General features: G+C 70.4%; 20 protein-coding genes, 1 tRNA gene and 1 pseudogene. 13 read left to right on the forward strand and 9 right to left on the reverse strand.

The features are described 5' to 3' along the window. The first annotated feature begins 5 nt into the window (after nt 1-5). The gene (cobF, locus tag ACFFC4_RS11055) at nt 6-770 is read left to right on the forward strand and encodes a precorrin-6A synthase (deacetylating) (RefSeq protein WP_375500739.1); all 765 of its coding nucleotides are present in this window, start codon (nt 6-8) and stop codon (nt 768-770) included. A 728-nt stretch (nt 771-1,498) separates the two neighbouring features. Here the strand turns inward: cobF and ACFFC4_RS11060 are convergent. Both ACFFC4_RS11060 and ACFFC4_RS11065 read right to left on the reverse strand, forming a co-directional pair. Next, nucleotides 1,499-1,575, reverse strand: a tRNA-Met gene (locus ACFFC4_RS11060). 61 nt (nt 1,576-1,636) lie between these two features. Continuing rightward, the gene (locus ACFFC4_RS11065; RefSeq protein WP_375500741.1) at nt 1,637-2,755 is read right to left on the reverse strand and encodes a 5-methyltetrahydropteroyltriglutamate--homocysteine S-methyltransferase; all 1,119 of its coding nucleotides are present in this window, start codon (nt 2,753-2,755) and stop codon (nt 1,637-1,639) included. Between the two features lie 131 nt (nt 2,756-2,886). Between ACFFC4_RS11065 and ACFFC4_RS11070 the strand changes: the two genes are divergently transcribed. The 4 genes from ACFFC4_RS11070 (at nt 2,887) to ACFFC4_RS11085 (ending at nt 4,290) form a co-directional block, all read left to right on the forward strand. Next, on the forward strand, nt 2,887-3,306 hold the full coding sequence (locus ACFFC4_RS11070; RefSeq protein ID WP_375500743.1) for a molybdopterin-binding protein: 420 nt from the start codon (nt 2,887-2,889) through the stop codon (nt 3,304-3,306). Nucleotides 3,307-3,365: 59 nt separating this feature from the next. Then, entirely contained in the window at nt 3,366-3,605 is a 240-nt protein-coding gene (locus ACFFC4_RS11075) for a MoaD/ThiS family protein (RefSeq protein ID WP_375500745.1), read from the forward strand. A 78-nt stretch (nt 3,606-3,683) separates the two neighbouring features. Continuing rightward, nucleotides 3,684-3,914: a hypothetical protein gene (locus ACFFC4_RS11080; protein ID WP_375500747.1), complete on the forward strand. Its 231-nt coding sequence runs from the start codon at nt 3,684-3,686 to the stop codon at nt 3,912-3,914. Between the two features lie 100 nt (nt 3,915-4,014). Further along, nucleotides 4,015-4,290 (forward strand): acylphosphatase, encoded by a 276-nt coding sequence (locus ACFFC4_RS11085; protein ID WP_375500749.1) that lies wholly within the window; start codon nt 4,015-4,017, stop codon nt 4,288-4,290. Between the two features lie 3 nt (nt 4,291-4,293). On the opposite strand, the gene ACFFC4_RS11090 is transcribed toward ACFFC4_RS11085, so the two are convergent. Beyond that, a complete protein-coding gene (locus ACFFC4_RS11090) occupies nt 4,294-4,704 on the reverse strand; it encodes a PPOX class F420-dependent oxidoreductase (RefSeq protein WP_375500751.1) in 411 nt (136 codons plus the stop codon). A 49-nt stretch (nt 4,705-4,753) separates the two neighbouring features. Here ACFFC4_RS11090 and ACFFC4_RS11095 point away from each other — a divergent pair, with 49 nt between their 5' ends. After that, nucleotides 4,754-5,560, forward strand: coding sequence for an adenylate/guanylate cyclase domain-containing protein (locus ACFFC4_RS11095; protein WP_375500753.1), 807 nt, complete (start codon nt 4,754-4,756; stop codon nt 5,558-5,560). 1 nt (nt 5,561) lies between these two features. Here the strand turns inward: ACFFC4_RS11095 and ACFFC4_RS11100 are convergent, their stop codons facing one another. Then, complete coding sequence (locus ACFFC4_RS11100; RefSeq protein ID WP_375500755.1) at nt 5,562-5,984, reverse strand: CoA-binding protein; 423 nt, start codon at nt 5,982-5,984, stop codon at nt 5,562-5,564. A gap of 23 nt (nt 5,985-6,007) precedes the next feature. On the opposite strand from ACFFC4_RS11100, the gene ACFFC4_RS11105 reads away from it, so the two are divergent. Then, nucleotides 6,008-6,526 (forward strand): YbaK/EbsC family protein, encoded by a 519-nt coding sequence (locus ACFFC4_RS11105; RefSeq protein WP_375500757.1) that lies wholly within the window; start codon nt 6,008-6,010, stop codon nt 6,524-6,526. A 468-nt stretch (nt 6,527-6,994) separates the two neighbouring features. On the opposite strand, the gene hisN is transcribed toward ACFFC4_RS11105, so the two are convergent. Further along, nucleotides 6,995-7,777 carry a histidinol-phosphatase gene (gene hisN / locus ACFFC4_RS11110; protein WP_375500759.1) on the reverse strand — a complete coding sequence of 261 codons (783 nt, stop codon included), beginning with the start codon at nt 7,775-7,777 and terminating at the stop codon, nt 6,995-6,997. A gap of 61 nt (nt 7,778-7,838) precedes the next feature. On the opposite strand from hisN, the gene ACFFC4_RS11115 reads away from it, so the two are divergent. The 5 genes and pseudogenes from ACFFC4_RS11115 (at nt 7,839) to ACFFC4_RS11135 (ending at nt 10,996) form a co-directional block, all read left to right on the forward strand. Beyond that, complete coding sequence (locus tag ACFFC4_RS11115; protein ID WP_375500869.1) at nt 7,839-8,957, forward strand: aminotransferase class I/II-fold pyridoxal phosphate-dependent enzyme; 1,119 nt, start codon at nt 7,839-7,841, stop codon at nt 8,955-8,957. Nucleotides 8,958-9,030: 73 nt separating this feature from the next. Then, nucleotides 9,031-9,471, forward strand: coding sequence for an acyltransferase family protein (locus ACFFC4_RS11120; protein ID WP_375500761.1), 441 nt, complete (start codon nt 9,031-9,033; stop codon nt 9,469-9,471). 98 nt (nt 9,472-9,569) lie between these two features. Beyond that, a pseudogene (locus ACFFC4_RS11125) lies at nt 9,570-9,983 on the forward strand (SGNH hydrolase domain-containing protein); the annotation flags it as partial. Beyond that, on the forward strand, nt 9,913-10,530 hold the full coding sequence (locus ACFFC4_RS11130; protein ID WP_375500763.1) for a pentapeptide repeat-containing protein: 618 nt from the start codon (nt 9,913-9,915) through the stop codon (nt 10,528-10,530). The pseudogene ACFFC4_RS11125 and the gene ACFFC4_RS11130, both read left to right, overlap by 71 nt. Nucleotides 10,531-10,552: 22 nt before the next feature. Beyond that, nucleotides 10,553-10,996, forward strand: coding sequence for a PaaI family thioesterase (locus ACFFC4_RS11135; RefSeq protein ID WP_375500765.1), 444 nt, complete (start codon nt 10,553-10,555; stop codon nt 10,994-10,996). Nucleotides 10,997-11,066: 70 nt separating this feature from the next. On the opposite strand, the gene ACFFC4_RS11140 is transcribed toward ACFFC4_RS11135, so the two are convergent. Beyond that, nucleotides 11,067-11,366, reverse strand: a complete 300-nt coding sequence (locus ACFFC4_RS11140; RefSeq protein WP_375500871.1) for a DoxX family protein — start codon at nt 11,364-11,366, stop codon at nt 11,067-11,069. Continuing rightward, the gene (locus ACFFC4_RS11145) at nt 11,363-12,205 is read right to left on the reverse strand and encodes an MOSC domain-containing protein (RefSeq protein ID WP_375500767.1); all 843 of its coding nucleotides are present in this window, start codon (nt 12,203-12,205) and stop codon (nt 11,363-11,365) included. Before ACFFC4_RS11145 ends, ACFFC4_RS11140 begins: the two co-directional genes overlap by 4 nt. Before the next feature lie 46 nt (nt 12,206-12,251). Between ACFFC4_RS11145 and ACFFC4_RS11150 the strand changes: the two genes are divergently transcribed. After that, entirely contained in the window at nt 12,252-13,214 is a 963-nt protein-coding gene (locus tag ACFFC4_RS11150) for an XdhC family protein (protein ID WP_375500769.1), read from the forward strand. A 5-nt stretch (nt 13,215-13,219) separates the two neighbouring features. Here ACFFC4_RS11150 and rsgA read toward each other — a convergent pair whose 3' ends face one another. Together rsgA and aroA are read right to left on the reverse strand one after the other, a co-directional pair. Next, nucleotides 13,220-14,197, reverse strand: coding sequence for a ribosome small subunit-dependent GTPase A (gene rsgA, locus ACFFC4_RS11155; protein ID WP_375500771.1), 978 nt, complete (start codon nt 14,195-14,197; stop codon nt 13,220-13,222). A 3-nt stretch (nt 14,198-14,200) separates the two neighbouring features. Beyond that, nucleotides 14,201-15,481, reverse strand: a complete 1,281-nt coding sequence (aroA, locus tag ACFFC4_RS11160) for a 3-phosphoshikimate 1-carboxyvinyltransferase (RefSeq protein ID WP_375500773.1) — start codon at nt 15,479-15,481, stop codon at nt 14,201-14,203. Nucleotides 15,482-15,499 lie beyond the last annotated feature (18 nt).

Here is a 15,499-nt window from a genome sequence, read left to right on the forward strand (position 1 = left end):
GGGCGATGCGCGAGATCCTCGTCATCGGCATCGGACCCGGACACCCGGACCAGATCACCGTCCAGGCCGTCGACGCGCTCAACCGGGCGCAGGTGCTGTTCGTCGTGGACAAGGGTGCCGCCAAGTCGGGGCTGCTCGAGGTGCGGGACGAGATCCTGCGCCGGCACGTCCGCAACCACGACGGTTACCGCGTGGTCGAGATCGCCGACCCGCCCCGCGACCGCGGCGCGTACGCCTACGCCGATGCCGTCGCCGACTGGCACGCCGCCCGGGCCGACCGCTTCGCCGAAGCGATCGGCACCGAGCTCGACGACGACGGTGTCGGCGCCTTCCTGGTGTGGGGCGACCCGGCGCTGTACGACAGCACCCTGCGGGTCATAGACCACATCCTGGCCGGCGACCGGGTCACCTTCGACTTCTCGGTCATCGCCGGGGTCACCAGCGTGCACGCGCTGACTGCGGCCCATCGCATCCCGCTCAACGGCATCGGCGAGCCGGTGCACATCACCCCGGCCCGGCGCATCGCCGACGGCCTGCCCGACGGCGTGGACAGCGTCGTGGTGATGCTCGACCCGCACTTCACCGCCGCGCAGCTCGACGAGCCGGACCTCGAGGTCTTCTGGGGGGCGTACGTCAGCACCCGGGACGAGGTCCTGATCTCGGGGCGCCTGCGCGACGTCGCGCCGCAGATAGCCCGTACTCGTGCCGAGCTCCGGTCCAGGCACGGCTGGATCATGGACAGCTACCTGCTGCGCCGGCCGGGCAGGTAGCCCCGAACGACGCCGTCCAGCGCGCCCGGATTCCGGCTGACATGGGTGTCGACCTACGACGCCAGCACTGGGCCTTCAGATCCTCGCCGCTTGAACCTCGAGGCTACGTCTCGTAGAGAGTGCGGCGCCCTTCGGAGCAACGGAAGCAACCTTGATCATCGTCGGCGGCGAACTCCGCTCCCGACCGCGCGTTCCGCATGACTTCTTCGCGTCGGATCGAGGCCCACGTCGGCGCTCTCAACGGCTTGGAAATTGTTGAGGTCACCGCAGACATCGGCACCTATGTAGCGGGCCGTGCGGCCCTGTTTGCCGTCGAACCCGGCTGAACCCCCTGAGCGCTGCCGCGCTCTCATCAGCGTTGAGCGCAGCCGCGCTCTCATCAGCGTTGAGCGCAGCCGCGCTCTCATCAGCGTTGAGCGCTGCCGCACTCCCTGCCGAGGTGCACTCCACCGGGCCGAAGAAGATCGTCCTGCTCGGTCCTCGCCAGCTCGCGTAGGGTCCTGCACCCGCTTGCGGAAAGGAGTCGGAACTGCGTTGACGGCTTGATATCAACTCGTGTGTCGCGTGAACGGCGGGTGCCGGCCAGACGCCGAGGCGGCCTGAGCAAGCCTGGACGGGCCCGATTGGGCGCGAGGCCGACGGACAGTTGACGGTCATCCGAGGAAATCGACGCCTCAGCGATGATCTTGAGAAAAGAACGAAGGCCCCGGAATCCGGGGCCTTCGTCGTGGTAGCGGGGGTAGGATTTGAACCTACGACCTCTGGGTTATGAGCCCAGCGAGCTACCGAGCTGCTCCACCCCGCGTCGGTAGGTACAACTGTACTGACGCGCGGTCGGGCATCCAAATCCGCTCTCGGCCGGAGCCTCAGCCCCACACCTCGGCCGCCACCTCGACGATCAGCGCCAGCTTGGCGAACTGCTCGTCGCGGGTGAGGTTGTTGCCCTCGACGGTCGAGGAGAACCCGCACTGCGGCGAGAGGCACAGCTGCTCGAGCGGCACGTACTTGGCTGCCTCGTCGATGCGGCGCTTGAGGTCGTCCTTCGCCTCCAGCACCGGCGACTTCGACGTCACCAGGCCGAGCACGACGTACTTGTCCGGCGGCACGAAGCGTAGCGGCTCGAAGGTGCCGGAGCGCTCGTCGTCGTACTCGAGGAAGAAGCCGTCGACGTCGAGCTGGGTGAAAAGCGCTTCGGCGACGAAGTCGTAGCCGCCCTCGGCGGCCCACGACGAGCGGTAGTTGCCGCGGCACATGTGGGTAGTGACGGACAGACTGTCCGGCCGCCCGGCCAGTGCGGCGTTGATCTGTCGGATGTAGCGCTCGTGCTGGTGATCGGCGTCGCGGCCCTGCGCGGTGATCTCGGCGCGCTGCGCCGGGTCGTTGAGGTAGGCCAGGCTGGTGTCGTCGAGCTGCAGATAGGTGCAGCCGAGGGCGGCGATTTCGCGGACCTGGTCCGCGTACGCCGCCGACAGGTCGGTCCAGAACTCGTCCTCGTCGGCGTAGACGGCTGGATCGAGCGCCGCTGGCCCGCCGCGGTAATGGACCATGCTCGGCGACGGGATGGTCAGTTTCGGCGTGCCGGTGCTGACTGTCGACTGCAGGAACTGGAACGCATCGCCGAAGATCGGGCCGTCGATGCCGAGCTTGCCGTCCACCTTCAACGCGGCCGACGTGAAGTCGTTGTCCCCGGCGGCGTTCTTCATGTGCACCTTGATCATGTCATCGGTGCGCGAGACGCCGCGCAGGGAATAGATGAAGTCCATGTGCCAGGACGTGCGGCGAAATTCGCCGTCCGTCGCGGTCTGCAGACCGGTGGCCTCCTGCTGCCGCACCACCTCGCGGATCGCCTCGTCCTCGACGGCGCGCAGGCCGTCGGCGTCCAATCGGCCCTGCTTGTGCTGCTCACGGGCGTCGAGCAGCGGCTGCGGGCGCAGCAGGCTGCCGACATGATCGGCGCGGAACGGCGGTGTCGTGCGCGGGCTCATGGCTCTCCTGTCGTCGGGGGGACACCTTCTGCTTACCCGATCGATCAGGGCGCGTTCAATGTCTGCGCAGACGCGGCATAGTGGGCCCGTTGCAGGGCGCTCCTGCGGGCGACTCTGGCTATTGTTGCCGCATGCCGAGCTATCGCATGCGTGATGCGGCTGAGCTGCTGGGCGTCAGCGACGACTCGTTGCGGCGTTGGGCCGACGGCGGGCGGTTGTCGACGAGTACCGACGCCGCCGGGCGACGGGTGATCGACGGTGCGGAGCTCGCCGAGTTCGCTCGCAAGAACGCTGCCCCGGTGCCTGAGGCCGGCCCCACCGCACGCGAGTCGGCACGCAACCGTTTCGTCGGAATCGTCACCCGCGTCGTGCGCGACACGGTGATGGCGCAGGTCGAGATGCAGTGCGGGCCGTACCGCGTGGTATCCCTCATGAGCCGTGAGGCGGCCGACGACCTCGGCCTTGAGCCCGGCGTCACTGCTACCGCCTCCGTCAAGTCCACGAACGTCGTCGTCGAAGTGTCTTCCATACCGAAAGGTACGTCAGTCTGAAGCGTGTCACTGACGTCAGCGGTTACCGCGCGCTGTGAGCCGTCTGGCACGCTGGGTTCATGCCCGCCCGCGTCACCGTTCGCTACTGGGCCGGCGCCAAGCGGGCCGCGGGTCGCGCGGAGGAGCCGTTCGAGGTCTCGACGCTCGCCGACCTGCGCGCCGCCCTGCGGGCTCGTCCCGCACTCGCGGCGGTGAGCGAGGTGGCGTCGTTCCTCGTCGACGGTGCGCGCGCCTCGGACGCGACCGCACTGCGCGACGGAGCCGAGGTCGACGTGCTGCCGCCCTTTGCAGGGGGCTAAGCGCCGGAGGATGAGTTCGTAGCACGATGTGCGATCGGTGTTAACCGCAAGGTCACACTCGGCCTCGACGATGACGTCATGAGCGAGTACGTGACGAACGAATCGTGGGTCCGGACCCTTGTACGCACCGACGCCATCGACGACATCGCCGACCAGTTCGAGCGGCATGCCCCGCAGCCGTCGCTCCCCGTAGGACGCGCCACGGCTCGGCCCGAAGTCAGCGCGAGGTGGCCACGCTCGGCGCGTGGCTGGCGCTCGTTCGACCGGCTGCACCCGCGCTCCGCGACGGACCGCTTCGCGGACAAGTGAACGTCTCGTCGGGCTGCGCCCGCGAGTGGTCACCTATGTGTCGAGTGGTCAGGTACAACTGACCACTCGGACAATAGGCGACCACTGGACGGGGGCGACCATGACGGCAGCACGGCTGACGGCGCTCGTGTCCGGGCACGTGCAGGGTGTGGGTTTTCGCGAGTGGACGCGCCGAACGGCAGCGCCGCTCGGGCTCGTCGGGTCGGCCAGCAATCTGCCCGACGGACGGGTCGAGGTGATCGCCGAGGGCGATCGAGACGCGTGTGACCAACTGCTGGCTGCCCTGCAGGGCGGGTCTACTCCGGGCCGCGTGCGGGACGTGCAGGTCGCCTGGTCCGACGCCGACAACCTGCTGGTCGGCTTCGTCACCGACTAACCGTCAACCCTGGACGTTCGGCCCGGCCCGCTGGATCTCGACGCGGACGATCACCCGGCGTTCCCGCTGCATGGCCGCCCGATAGTCGTCCCAGTCTTCGTGCTCGCCGGCGACGTCGCGGTAGTAGTCGACGAGCAGGTCCATCGCCTCGGGCAGCGTCACGATCTCGGCCGTCCCCTCGACCTGGACCCACTCGCCGAAGAAGCCCTCGGTGAATGCACACAGCGAAACGAGCGGGTTGCGTCGGATGTGCTGCACCTTCATCGCCGTCTCGCGCGTGCTGATCACGGCCCTTCCCTCACCGTCGACCGACGCCGTCACCGGGGACATCGCCGGGCGGCCGTCTTTGCGGACGGTGGCGAGTACCGCCCGGTGGTTCGTGCGTAGGAAAGCGCGAGCTGCGTCGGTGTCCATCGGTCTCCTCGGGTGCGGTCGCGTTACGTCTCGACCCTAGGGTGAGACCGTGAATGCAGCAGCTGTCGTCGCCATCGTGGTGGGTGCTGTGGCTTTGCTGCTTGCTGCTGCCGCGATCGTCTTCTTGGTTTTGTGGCGCCGTACCCGCAGGCAGCTGATCGCGCTCGAGGACAGCCTGCGGCCGATGCCCCGCGCGGGAGCGTTGGAAAAGGCCGGCCGGGTCGTGCGCACCGTCGTCACCCAGGCCGCGCGGGTGCGCGACCACGGGGTCACCCAGCTGCTGTCAACCTCGCTCGAGGAGCTCGTGCGCTGGGCGCGCACCGATCGCGAACGGATCGTCAAGGTCGCGGACGAGGACGGCCGGGTGACGCTCTTCTTCTCCGACATCGCCGACTCGACGGCACTGAATGAGCGACTGGGCGACGAGCAATGGGTTCGCGTGCTGCGCGATCACGACCGCGTCGTCCGTCGCGAGATCGAACGTCGGGACGGCCTGGTCGTCAAGGCGATCGGCGACGGCTTCATGGCGGTCTTCTCGCACGCCGACCCGGCGGTCGACGCCGCGGTCGCCGTACAGCAGGCCATGACGGGCAAGCGGCGTCGCAGCCCGCAACTGTTCGTGCGCATCGGGTTGCATACCGGTACGGCCGTCAGCACTGGCGACGACTATCTGGGCCGGAACGTGGCGCTGTGTGCGCGGGTCGCCGCGTACGCCGAGGGCGGCCAGGTGCTGGTCAGCGAGGACACCCGCGCCGCGGCAGCGACGACAGCCGTCGACTTCGTGGCCGAAGGCAGTGTCGAGCTGCGCGGCATCAGTGGTCCGGTCGAGTTATTCTCGGTGGTCGCGGGGGAGTAGCTCAGCTCAGCGCGGGTGCTTCGAGCCGGAGCCGGCCCTGCTCGACGATCAAGCAACGGTTCTCGACGTACAGCAGTCCGGCGTCCTCGGCGATCTGCCGCGCCTCGGCCGAGCTGATGTGCAGCTGCAGCCACAGCGCGGTTGCGCCCGCGGCTACCGCTTGCCGAGCGATGTCCGGCGTCTGCTCCGACGGGCGGAACACGTCGACTAGGCCGACCTGCTCGGGCACGTCGGCGAGCGACGGGTAGGCGGTCACGCCGAGGATCTCACCGCCGCGCGGGTTGACCGGGATGATGCGCCAACCGTGCTCGCTCATGTGCTCCGGAACGTAGTTCGCCGGCTTGGCCGGGTCGGCACTGGCCCCGACGACCGTGATGGTGTCGTAGCGGCGCAGGATCTGTTCGACCGTCGCATCGGTGTCCATGGCGTTCACGATACGTTCGAGCGATGCAAGGACCCGGTGATCCCGACTGGACGCCCGCGACGCCTGAGCTGGTTGCAACACCGGTGGCCGCCGTGCTCGACGGCTTGGACGTCCTGGCCGCACCCATCGATCCTGACCTCGCCGATACGGCCGAGTTCTGCGCCCGCTACGGCGTCGACCTCGCCGACTCGGCCAACTGCGTGATCATCGCGGGGCGACGGGGCGACGTGACCCGCTACGCCGCATGTGTTGTGCTGGCCACCACGCGCGCCGACGTCAACGGTGTGGTGCGCAAGCGTCTCGACGCCCGTAAGGCGTCGTTCGCCCCGATGGACGACGCGGTGGCGCTTACCGGCATGGAGTACGGCGGCATCACCCCGATCGGGCTGCCCGCCGACTGGCCGGTGCTCATCGACGCCGCGGTACTCGAGCGCGCCTCGGTCGTGATCGGCAGCGGGTTGCGGCGCTCGAAGATCGCGATCGCACCGCACGTCCTCGCCGGCCTGCCCGGCGCCGAGGTGATCGAGGGTCTCGCGCGGTGAACACCCGCGAGCGGTACCGACGGTTTGCCTGGTCGAAGCGCGCGGACCGTCGATCTGCTTCGAGACGTGGGCGCACGGCGTGGCCGACGACCCGGTACTCCTCGACCTGCCAGCTGACTGCGCTGAGCACACACACGGCAGTCAGGGCGGCGGCGCCGGTCCACGCCGTCCCGACGACGAATCCGAGCGGGAGCCGCCGCCCGGCCGCCCAGGGGCTCCGGCGCGGCACGCGGTCGGCACCCGGCACGATCAACACCAGAATCAGCAGCGCGGCGATCAGCTGCAGGGCCGACAGCGTGACGACGTAGACCACTCCGGAGCCGGGGATCGATTCGGTGTGCCGCCAGGACGCGGGCGTCCCAAGGTGTGCACCAGCGCCCACCAGAACCCGCCACACCACGGTCGGTGTAGCTGCTGCGATGGCCCCACAATCACAGCTATGCACCCACGGGCCGACGCGCGGCGCGCTCACGCGAGTGCGCTGAGCACCGTGTCGTGCAGCAGGCCGTTGGTGGCCACCGCGTTGCCATGCAGCACCCCGTCGCCGCCGTCGAGCCCGGTGAACCTTCCGCCGGCTTCGGTCACCACGGGGTAGAGCGCGGCCATGTCGTAGAGCTCGAGCTCCGGCTCGGCGGCGATGTCGACGGCGCCTTCGGCGACGAGCATGTAGGACCAGAAGTCGCCGTACGCGCGGGTGCGCCAGGCTTCCTGCAGCAGGCCGGTGAAGCCGGCGTGCCGCTTGCCCCACGCCTCGTCGCCACTGAACGACGAGTACGACACGCTGGCGTCGGCGATTGCTGCGACGCGCGACACCGCCAGCCGGCGAGCGGGTGCGCCGAACACCGACACCCACGCGCCGCTGCCGTGTGCCGCCCACCAGCGACGGCCGAGTGCGGGTGCCGACACGACACCCACCACGACGTCGTTGCCGTCCATCAACGCGATCAGGGTGGCCCATACGGGCACATTGCGGACGAAGTTCTTCGTGCCGTCGATGGGGTCGAGGACCCAGCGACGGGTCGATGAGCCGGCCGAGCCGAACTCCTCGCCGAACACCGCCTCGTCGGGACGCTCGCGCTCAATGCGCGAGCGGATCGCTTGCTCCACGGCCTTATCGGCGTCGCTGACCGGGGTGAGGTCGGGCTTGCTCTCGACGACCAGATCGGCCGCGCCGAAGCGGGGCATGGAGATCGCGTCGGCGTCATCGGCGAGGGCGAGGGCGAGCGCGAGGTCTGCGGCGTAATCGGGCACGAGCGCAGGCTAACGTCGGACGGTGATCTCCCAGCGTGGCCAGGTGCCGCCGTTCCAGGTGATGCGGGTCCTGGACGCCGTCGCCGCGCGGCGCGAGGCCGGGCTGTTCGTCGCCGACCTGTCCGCCGGGCAGCCGTCGACGCCCGCGCCGAGAGCAGTCCGGGCCGCGGCCGCCCGCGCGCTGGACATGGACCGCATCGGCTACACGACCGCGCTCGGCCTGCGACCGCTGCGCCGAGCGATCGCGCAGCACTACCGCGACCGCGCAGGCGTGGACGTCAAGGCCCGCAATGTCGCGGTGACGACCGGCTCGTCCGGCGGCTTCCTGCTCGCGTTCCTGGCCGCCTTCGAGCACGGGGACACTGTTGCGATGGCGCGCCCCGGTTACCCGGCGTACCGCAACATGCTGGCCGCACTCGGCTGCCAGGTCCTCGAGCTGCCGTGTGGTCCGCAGACCCGCTTCCAACCCACCGTCGGGCAGCTGGATGCGCTCGACGAGCCGCCCGCCGGCCTCGTCCTGGCCAGTCCGGCGAACCCGACGGGGACGATGGTGCCGCCAGGTCAACTCGCCGCCGTGACGGCCTGGTGCGACGCGCACGGCACCCGGTTGATCAGCGACGAGATCTATCACGGCATCACCTTCGGCCAGCAGCCGTCGTGCGCCTGGCAGCATGCCCGGACGCCGGTCGTCGTCAATTCGTTCTCGAAGTACTTCTCGATGACGGGGTGGCGCATCGGCTGGCTGCTCGTGCCCGACGACCTGCTCGACTCCGTGGACCGCCTCGCCGGCAACTTCACCATCTGCCCGCCGGCGCTGTCGCAGCTCGCAGCCTTGGCCGCGTTCGACGCCTACGACGAGCTGGACGCCAACGTCGAGCGCTACGCCACCAACCGGGCGATCCTGCTCGACGCGCTGCCCGCGATCGGACTCGACCGCCTGGCGCCCGCCGACGGCGCCTTCTACGTCTACGCCGACATCTCGCGCTGGACCGACGACTCGATCAACTTCGCTGCCCGCATGCTCGCCGACACCGGCGTGGCCGTTGTACCCGGCGTCGACTTCGACCCGGTGGACGGCGGCCGGTACGTGCGCATGTGCTTCGCCGGTGACGGCGTCGAGCTGGCCGCCGCGATCCAGATCATGGGCAGATGGCTAGGCAGCCTGCCGACGGCGACTTGATCGCGGCGGCACCCTCGCCGTCGGCCTCGTCGTCGACTACCACGTCTGGCCGAAAGCGCTGCCGGGCGGCTACGTGGGCGTCGATGTCTTCTTCGTCATCTCCGGCTTCCTGATCACGGGGTTGCTGGCCCGCGGCGTGGCCCGCACCGGCCGGGTCAATCTGCTCGAGTTCTACGGCCGTCGCGCCCGCCGGCTGATGCCTGCGTCCGCCCTCGTCCTGGCCGTGACGTGGCTCGTGTCGCGGGTCGTCCTGCCGGTCACCCAATTGCCTGCGGCCGCCGAGCAGGTCCGCGCCAGCGCCCTGTACGTGCAGAACATCGTCTTGGCCCGCGACGCCGTCGACTACCTGAAGGCCGAACGGCAGGCCAGCCCGGTGCAGCACTTCTGGTCCGGTCGCTGGCCACGGTTGCCTTGGCCGGGGTACCCGTCCTGCTTGCCAGCATCTGGCTGTCCGATCGGTCGCAGCCGACCCAGCACGTCGACGCCCAACACCCGGGGGCGGCCAGCATCGTGACCGGGGTCGCGGCCCCGTCGGGTGCCAGCCTCGCCCCGACACTGGCCAGCGCCAGCACCGACTAACCGCTCGGGACGACACCGACATGCGAGACGGACCAGGTGCGCGCGACCGTGAAGACCTGCGTGCTCGGCGACACCGTGCACCCGATGAAGACGGTGGCGCTGGTTGGGGACTCGCACGCCGGTCAGTGGTTGGATGCGTTGGATGTCATTGCCAAGCAGCGGCACTGGAAGCTCGTTGTTGCGACGAAGTACGGCTGCCCGTGGACCGCGGTCGAGACGGCCGTGGTGGGGCAAAAGACGCCGTACACGTCGTCCACCGCGTGGGGCAAGGCGGTCATGACGACGTTGCTCACCGAGATCAGGCCTCCTACACGCTCGCGCTCGAGCCCTACCTGGCAAGCAGGCTCCTTGCCACGGCGGCGTTGCGGCGTATCGGTTGACTGGGCCCGGCGGCTCCGTCCACCAGCCGCAGCGCCGGGTGGTCGGCGAGGACTGGAGCCTGGATGACCTCACCGGGCGCGAGGAGACGCTGGTCGAGTACGTCCGCGTCGACATGGCCGAGACGACGTCCGACGGCGGCTTGGTGTTCGACACCTGCACCTTCCGCGACATCGGCTTCGACCTCGCGCAGCACACCTCCGCCGCCTTCGGGAACTGCTCCTTCATCTCCTGCCGGTTCACCAACACCCGGCTGCGCGACTGCAAGTTCGTCGGGTCGTCGTTCGAGCGCTGCGAGTTCACCCGTACGACGGTCGAGGGCGGCGACTGGTCGTTCGTGTCGTTGCGCGGCGCCGACCTGCACACCGCTGCGTTCGCCGACGTTCGGATGCGCGAGACCGACCTCACCGGCATCGACGCCCGCGGCGGGACGTTGCGCGGCTGCGACACCACCTCGGCGATCTGGCAGAACGCGTTCCTCGAGCGCTGCGACCTGCGCGGCACGGATCTGCGCACGCTCGACCCGTGGCACGTCCAGTTGGCCGGCGCCCGGATCACCTGGGAACAGGCCATCATCGTCGCCCTGGGTCTGGGCCTGGACGTCTCCCCCGAGTGAGTGTCGTGGCAGGCTGCCGCCCATGAGCGAAGCGCCGCACCCGTCGCACTGGTTTCGCGAGCTGCTGGGGCGCGATGGGCCACTGCCACCGGCCGCCGAGCATCTCGGGTTCCGGTTGGTGTCCGTCGACAGCGAGCGCGGTGAGGTCGAGGGCACCTTCCAGGCCCGGCCGGAGTTCGCGAACATGCTCGGCGGCGTGCAGGGGGGGTTCCTGGCCGCGATGCTCGATACCACCGTCAGCTGCTCCGTGCTCGCAGTGCTGCCGGCCGACCATTTCGCGCCGACGTTGCAGCTCAACATCAGCTACCTCAACACGGCGCCGCTGGGCACCCTCACCGGACGGGGTCGGGTGCTGCGGCGGGGGTCGTCGGTGGCGTTCCTCGCCGGCGAGCTGTACGCACCGGACGGCACGGTCGTGACAACGGCGACCGCGACGGTGCGCGTCCTGCGCGTCAGACGCGCGTAGCCCGGCGGGCGATCCACCAGGCCCAGAGCACGAGCGGGATCTGCAGCGGCAGCCGCGCGTACGCGACGGGCTAGCTGCCGTGACCCTGTGCGGCGTGCACCGCCATGGTGATGTTGGCCGGGAACACCACGAGGAACAGCGCGACGGCGGCCCACGCCGCAAGATGGCGTGTCCTGGGCAGCGCGAGCCCGACCGCGCACAGCAGCTCGGCGACACCACTGGCCGCCACCCAGAACGCGGATGAGCCCAGGAAGCCGGGCACGATGCTCTCGAACGGACCGGGCGAGGTGAAGTGCAGCGTGCCCGTCGCCAGCAGCAGCGCGGCGAGCAGGTACGCAGCGAGCTCGACGCGCCGAACGTGCGCGGTCAGCGTGGCGGGCCGTCGGCGTCGGGCTCGGCGTGCAGGATCTCGACGGGGTCACCGATGCGGATGACGGCGCCGGGGGAGTCGGGCACCAGGTTCATGCCGAACCAGGTCTTGCCGTCCCAGCGGCGGTGCCGGGCCAGCGTGGCGATCGGCTCCTTGCCGCGCGCTGCGGTATCGGGGTCGGTTGTGGTCATGACGCAGCGCTCGCAGCCTTTGACGGCGCGGAACACCGCGTCGCCGATGCGCACCACGCGCCACCCGTCCTCGGCCCACGGCGCTCCGCCGCCGACGACGACGTTGGGCCGGAACCGGGCCATCGCCAACGGCCCCTCGTCGCCACGCGAACCGTCGGCGATCAGGTCGTTCAGCGCGTCGAGTGACACCGTGGTGGCGACCAGCAGCGGGTAGCCGTCGGCGAACGAGACCCGATCGTCCGTCCGGGCGTAACCGGAGGTGATGGGCCGGCGCGTCGGGTCATCGAGGTAGACCAGCCGGACCGGCTTGCCGAGCAGCGAGCTGAACCACCCGCGATCGTCGGCGAGCGTCGCGGTCAGCTCGGTCTTCCAGACGCTGACGTCGACCAGCGGGCCGGCGGGCGGGGGAACCTGCACCGGGTCGGTGTCCGGGCCGGTGAGGTCGACCCCGCCGTCGGCTCGCAACGTTGGTGTCACGAGCAGCAGGGCGGGGTGTTCGCGGGCCGTCACCTGCTCGCCGTCGGCGTCGACCACGAGCCACCGGCGGTCGCCGACCAGACCCCACGGTTCGACCACGGCCTCGGGCAGCGCCTCACCGCGGCAGGACTTCACCGGGAAACGGTGGATGGCGTCGAGCGTTAAAGGCACCGCCCCAGGGTATGGGTCGCGCTTCCGACGAGAGCAGGATGGGCGCGTGTACGAGATCGCCGAACAGGTCCGGACCTGGCTCGAGGCCGGCCGGGACGTCAGCGTGGCGCAGGTGATGGCCACCCAGGGTTTCAGCTCGCGCGACCCCGTGGCGGCCGCGGCGTGGACGGATGCCGACGAGACGGGACAGGTGCTCGACGGCGTCTCGACGAGCACGCTGATCGGCCGCCACGCCGGCCTGCACGAGATCACGATCTCCGATGACGACGCCCAGCGGGCCGGGCTGTCCTGCGGCGGCCGAGCGACCGTGCTCGTGCAACCGGCGGAGGTGCTCGGTCTCGACGTATGGGACCGTCTGGCCGCGCGCGAACCCGTCCTGCTCGTCACGTCGCTGCAGACGGGTGACGTCACGTCCTACACGCCGCAGACCGTCCGCGACGCACCTGGCGCGATACCGCGCATCTTCGGCCGCGGCGTCAGCGCCACCGAGCTGCTGGCCGGCGATGCCGTGGTCTCGCTCTGGCCGGTGCCGACGCTGGTGGTCGTAGGTGACGGGCTGATCGCTGACGCGCTGGCCGGCGCCGCGACGCTGCTGGGCTGGTCATCGGAGGTCACCACCGTTGTCGACGCAGCCGTGCGGGCGGCGCAGCGGTTGCACCGCAGCGACGCATTCGTGGTGCTCTCGCACTCGCGCGAGGTCGACGGCCCGTCCCTTACGGCGGCGCTGGCCGGCGAGGCCGGTTATGTCGGCGCGTTGGGCTCGCGTCGTACGCAGGCTGCCCGGCGCGAATGGCTCACCGAGCACGGTGTCGACGCCGTAGCCCAGGCGCGCATCCACGGGCCCGCGGGACTGGACGTCGATGCGCACACCCCCGGCGAGATCGCGATTTCGATCGTCGCCGAGATCCTGGCCAATCGCGCGCAGTCGAGCGGCGGCGCGTTGCGCGATCGGCCCGGTCCGGTGCACACGGCAGGCGTCAACGCCCCACCCCCGCGCTACCCGGGCTAGGACCGTCAGCGGCTGACGAGCAGCTGGCGGAACGCGGCCAGTCGCTCGGGAGTGGAATGGCCGTCGGCAACCCAGGCGTCGAGGCGGCAGCCCACCTCCGTCGAGAGATGCTCGCAGCCGGGCAGGCAGAGGTTCGCGCCGTCCTCGAGATCTGGGAACGCCCAGAGCAGATCGTCGGGACCGACGTGCGCAAGCCCGAAGGACCGCACGCCCGGGGTGTCGATCACCCAGCCCGCATCGTCAGGTAACCGCAGGGCCACCGCCGACGACGACGTGTGCCGGCCCTTGCCGATCGCGCTGACCACGCCGGTGGCCCGGTCGGCGCTGGGCACCAGTGCGTTGATCAACGTCGACTTGCCGACGCCGGAGTGCCCGACCAGCACCGACACATGCCCGATCAGCAGGTCGCGCAACGCGTCGAGCGACCCGCCGCGGTGGGTGGTGACGGCCGGGAGGTCGAGCGCCGCGTAGCGCTCGGTGACCAGCTGCGGCGACGCAAGGTCGGATTTGGTCAGGCACAGCACCGGTTCGATGCCGGCAGCCAGCGCGGCGACGAGGCAGCGGTCGATCAGTCCGAACGACGGCTCGGGGTCGGCGAGCGCGGAGACGATCACGAGCTGGTCGGCGTTGGCCACGATGACCCGCTCGTGCTCGTCGTTGTCGTCGGCCGTACGGCGCAGGACCGTGTCGCGTTCGTCGAGGCGGACGATGCGCACCAGCGCGTCGGGGGAGTCGTCGATCGTGCCGACCACGCCGACGCGGTCGCCGACCACGATGCTCTTGCGGCCGAGCTCCCGAGCACGCATCGCAGTGACCTCGGTGTCCCCGGCCAACACCAGATACCGCCCGCGGTCGACCGCGACCACGAAGGCGTCCACCGCGTCCTCGTGCGCCGGGCGCTGCTTGGACCGCGGTCGGGTGCCGCGCGGATTCGCCCGCGAGCGGACGTCGTCCTCGTCGAGCTCCCGTGGCCGGCGGGCCACCCGTTACCGGCCCACGGAGGTCGGGTCGAGGAGGCTGGACCACATGCCCGGGAAGTCGGGCAACGTCTTGGTGGTGGCGCCGATGTCGTCGACCTCGACGCCGTCGACAGCGAGCCCGAGGACCGCGCCGGCGGTGGCCATCCGGTGGTCGGCGTAGGCGTGCCAGGTACCGCCGTGCAGCGGTCGCGGGCGGATGGTCAAGCCGTCGGCGTGCTCGACGACCTCGCAGCCCAGGCCGGTGAGCTCGGCGTAGAGCGCGGCGAGCCGGTCGGTCTCATGGCCGCGCATGTGCGCCAGTCCCGTCAGCACCGACTCTCCGTCGGCCAGGGCGGCCAGCGCGGCGAGCGTCGGCGACAGTTCGCTGACGTCGCGCAGGTCGGCGACGAGCGCGTTGATCCGCCCGGTGCCGGTGACGACCAGCGCGTCCGCGTCGTGACTGACCTGCGCGCCCATGGTCGTGAGCAGGTGGCGCAGCGCGACGCCGGGTTGGGTGGACTGCTCGGGCCACAGCGGGATGCGCACGGAACCGCCGCTGACCAAAGCCGCGGCCAGGAACGGGGCGGCGTTCGACAGGTCTGGTTCGACGACGTGTTCGCCGGCACGCACCGGTCCGGCCGCCACGCTCCATACCCCAGGGTACGGAGAACTTGCGTCGACACCCGCAGTACGCAGGACGTCCAGGGTCATGGTCAGATGCGGCTGCGACGGCACCGGCGTATCGCCGACGTGGGTGATCTCGAGGCCTTTGTCGAAGCGGGCGCCGGACAGCAGCAACCCCGACACGAATTGCGACGACGCGCTTGCGTCGATGCGCACAGCGCCGCCCGCGAGCGATCCGGTGCCGTGCACGGTGAACGGCAGCCGACCGCGGCCGCTGTCGTTGATGTCGGCGCCGGCCTGGCGCAGCCCGTCGAGCAGTGTCGTCATCGGCCGCTCGCGGGCATAGGCGTCCCCGTCGAAGCGCACCGCCCCGTCGGCCAGGGCCGCGACGGGCGGCAGGAAGCGCATGACGGTGCCGGCCAGCCCGGTGTCGATCTCGGCGCCGTGCAGGGGCCCCGGCGTGACGACCCAGTCCGCCCCGTCGTCGGCGACCCCGATCCCGAGCGCGCGCAACGCCGCAGCCATCAGCTCGGTGTCCCGGGCCCGCAGCGGGGCGACGAGCCGCGACGGGCCGTCGGCGAGCGCGGCGAGGACGAGCAGGCGGTTGGTCAGGGACTTCGAGCCGGGCAACGCAACGGTCGCGTCCACCGGGCGGTGGGCGCGCGGAGCGGGCCACGACGTCACGGCGCCAGACTAATCGGC

Origin of the sequence: uncultured Jatrophihabitans sp. (assembly GCF_964244045.1) — a bacterium.
Classification (GTDB): Bacteria; Actinomycetota; Actinomycetes; order Mycobacteriales; family Jatrophihabitantaceae; genus Jatrophihabitans.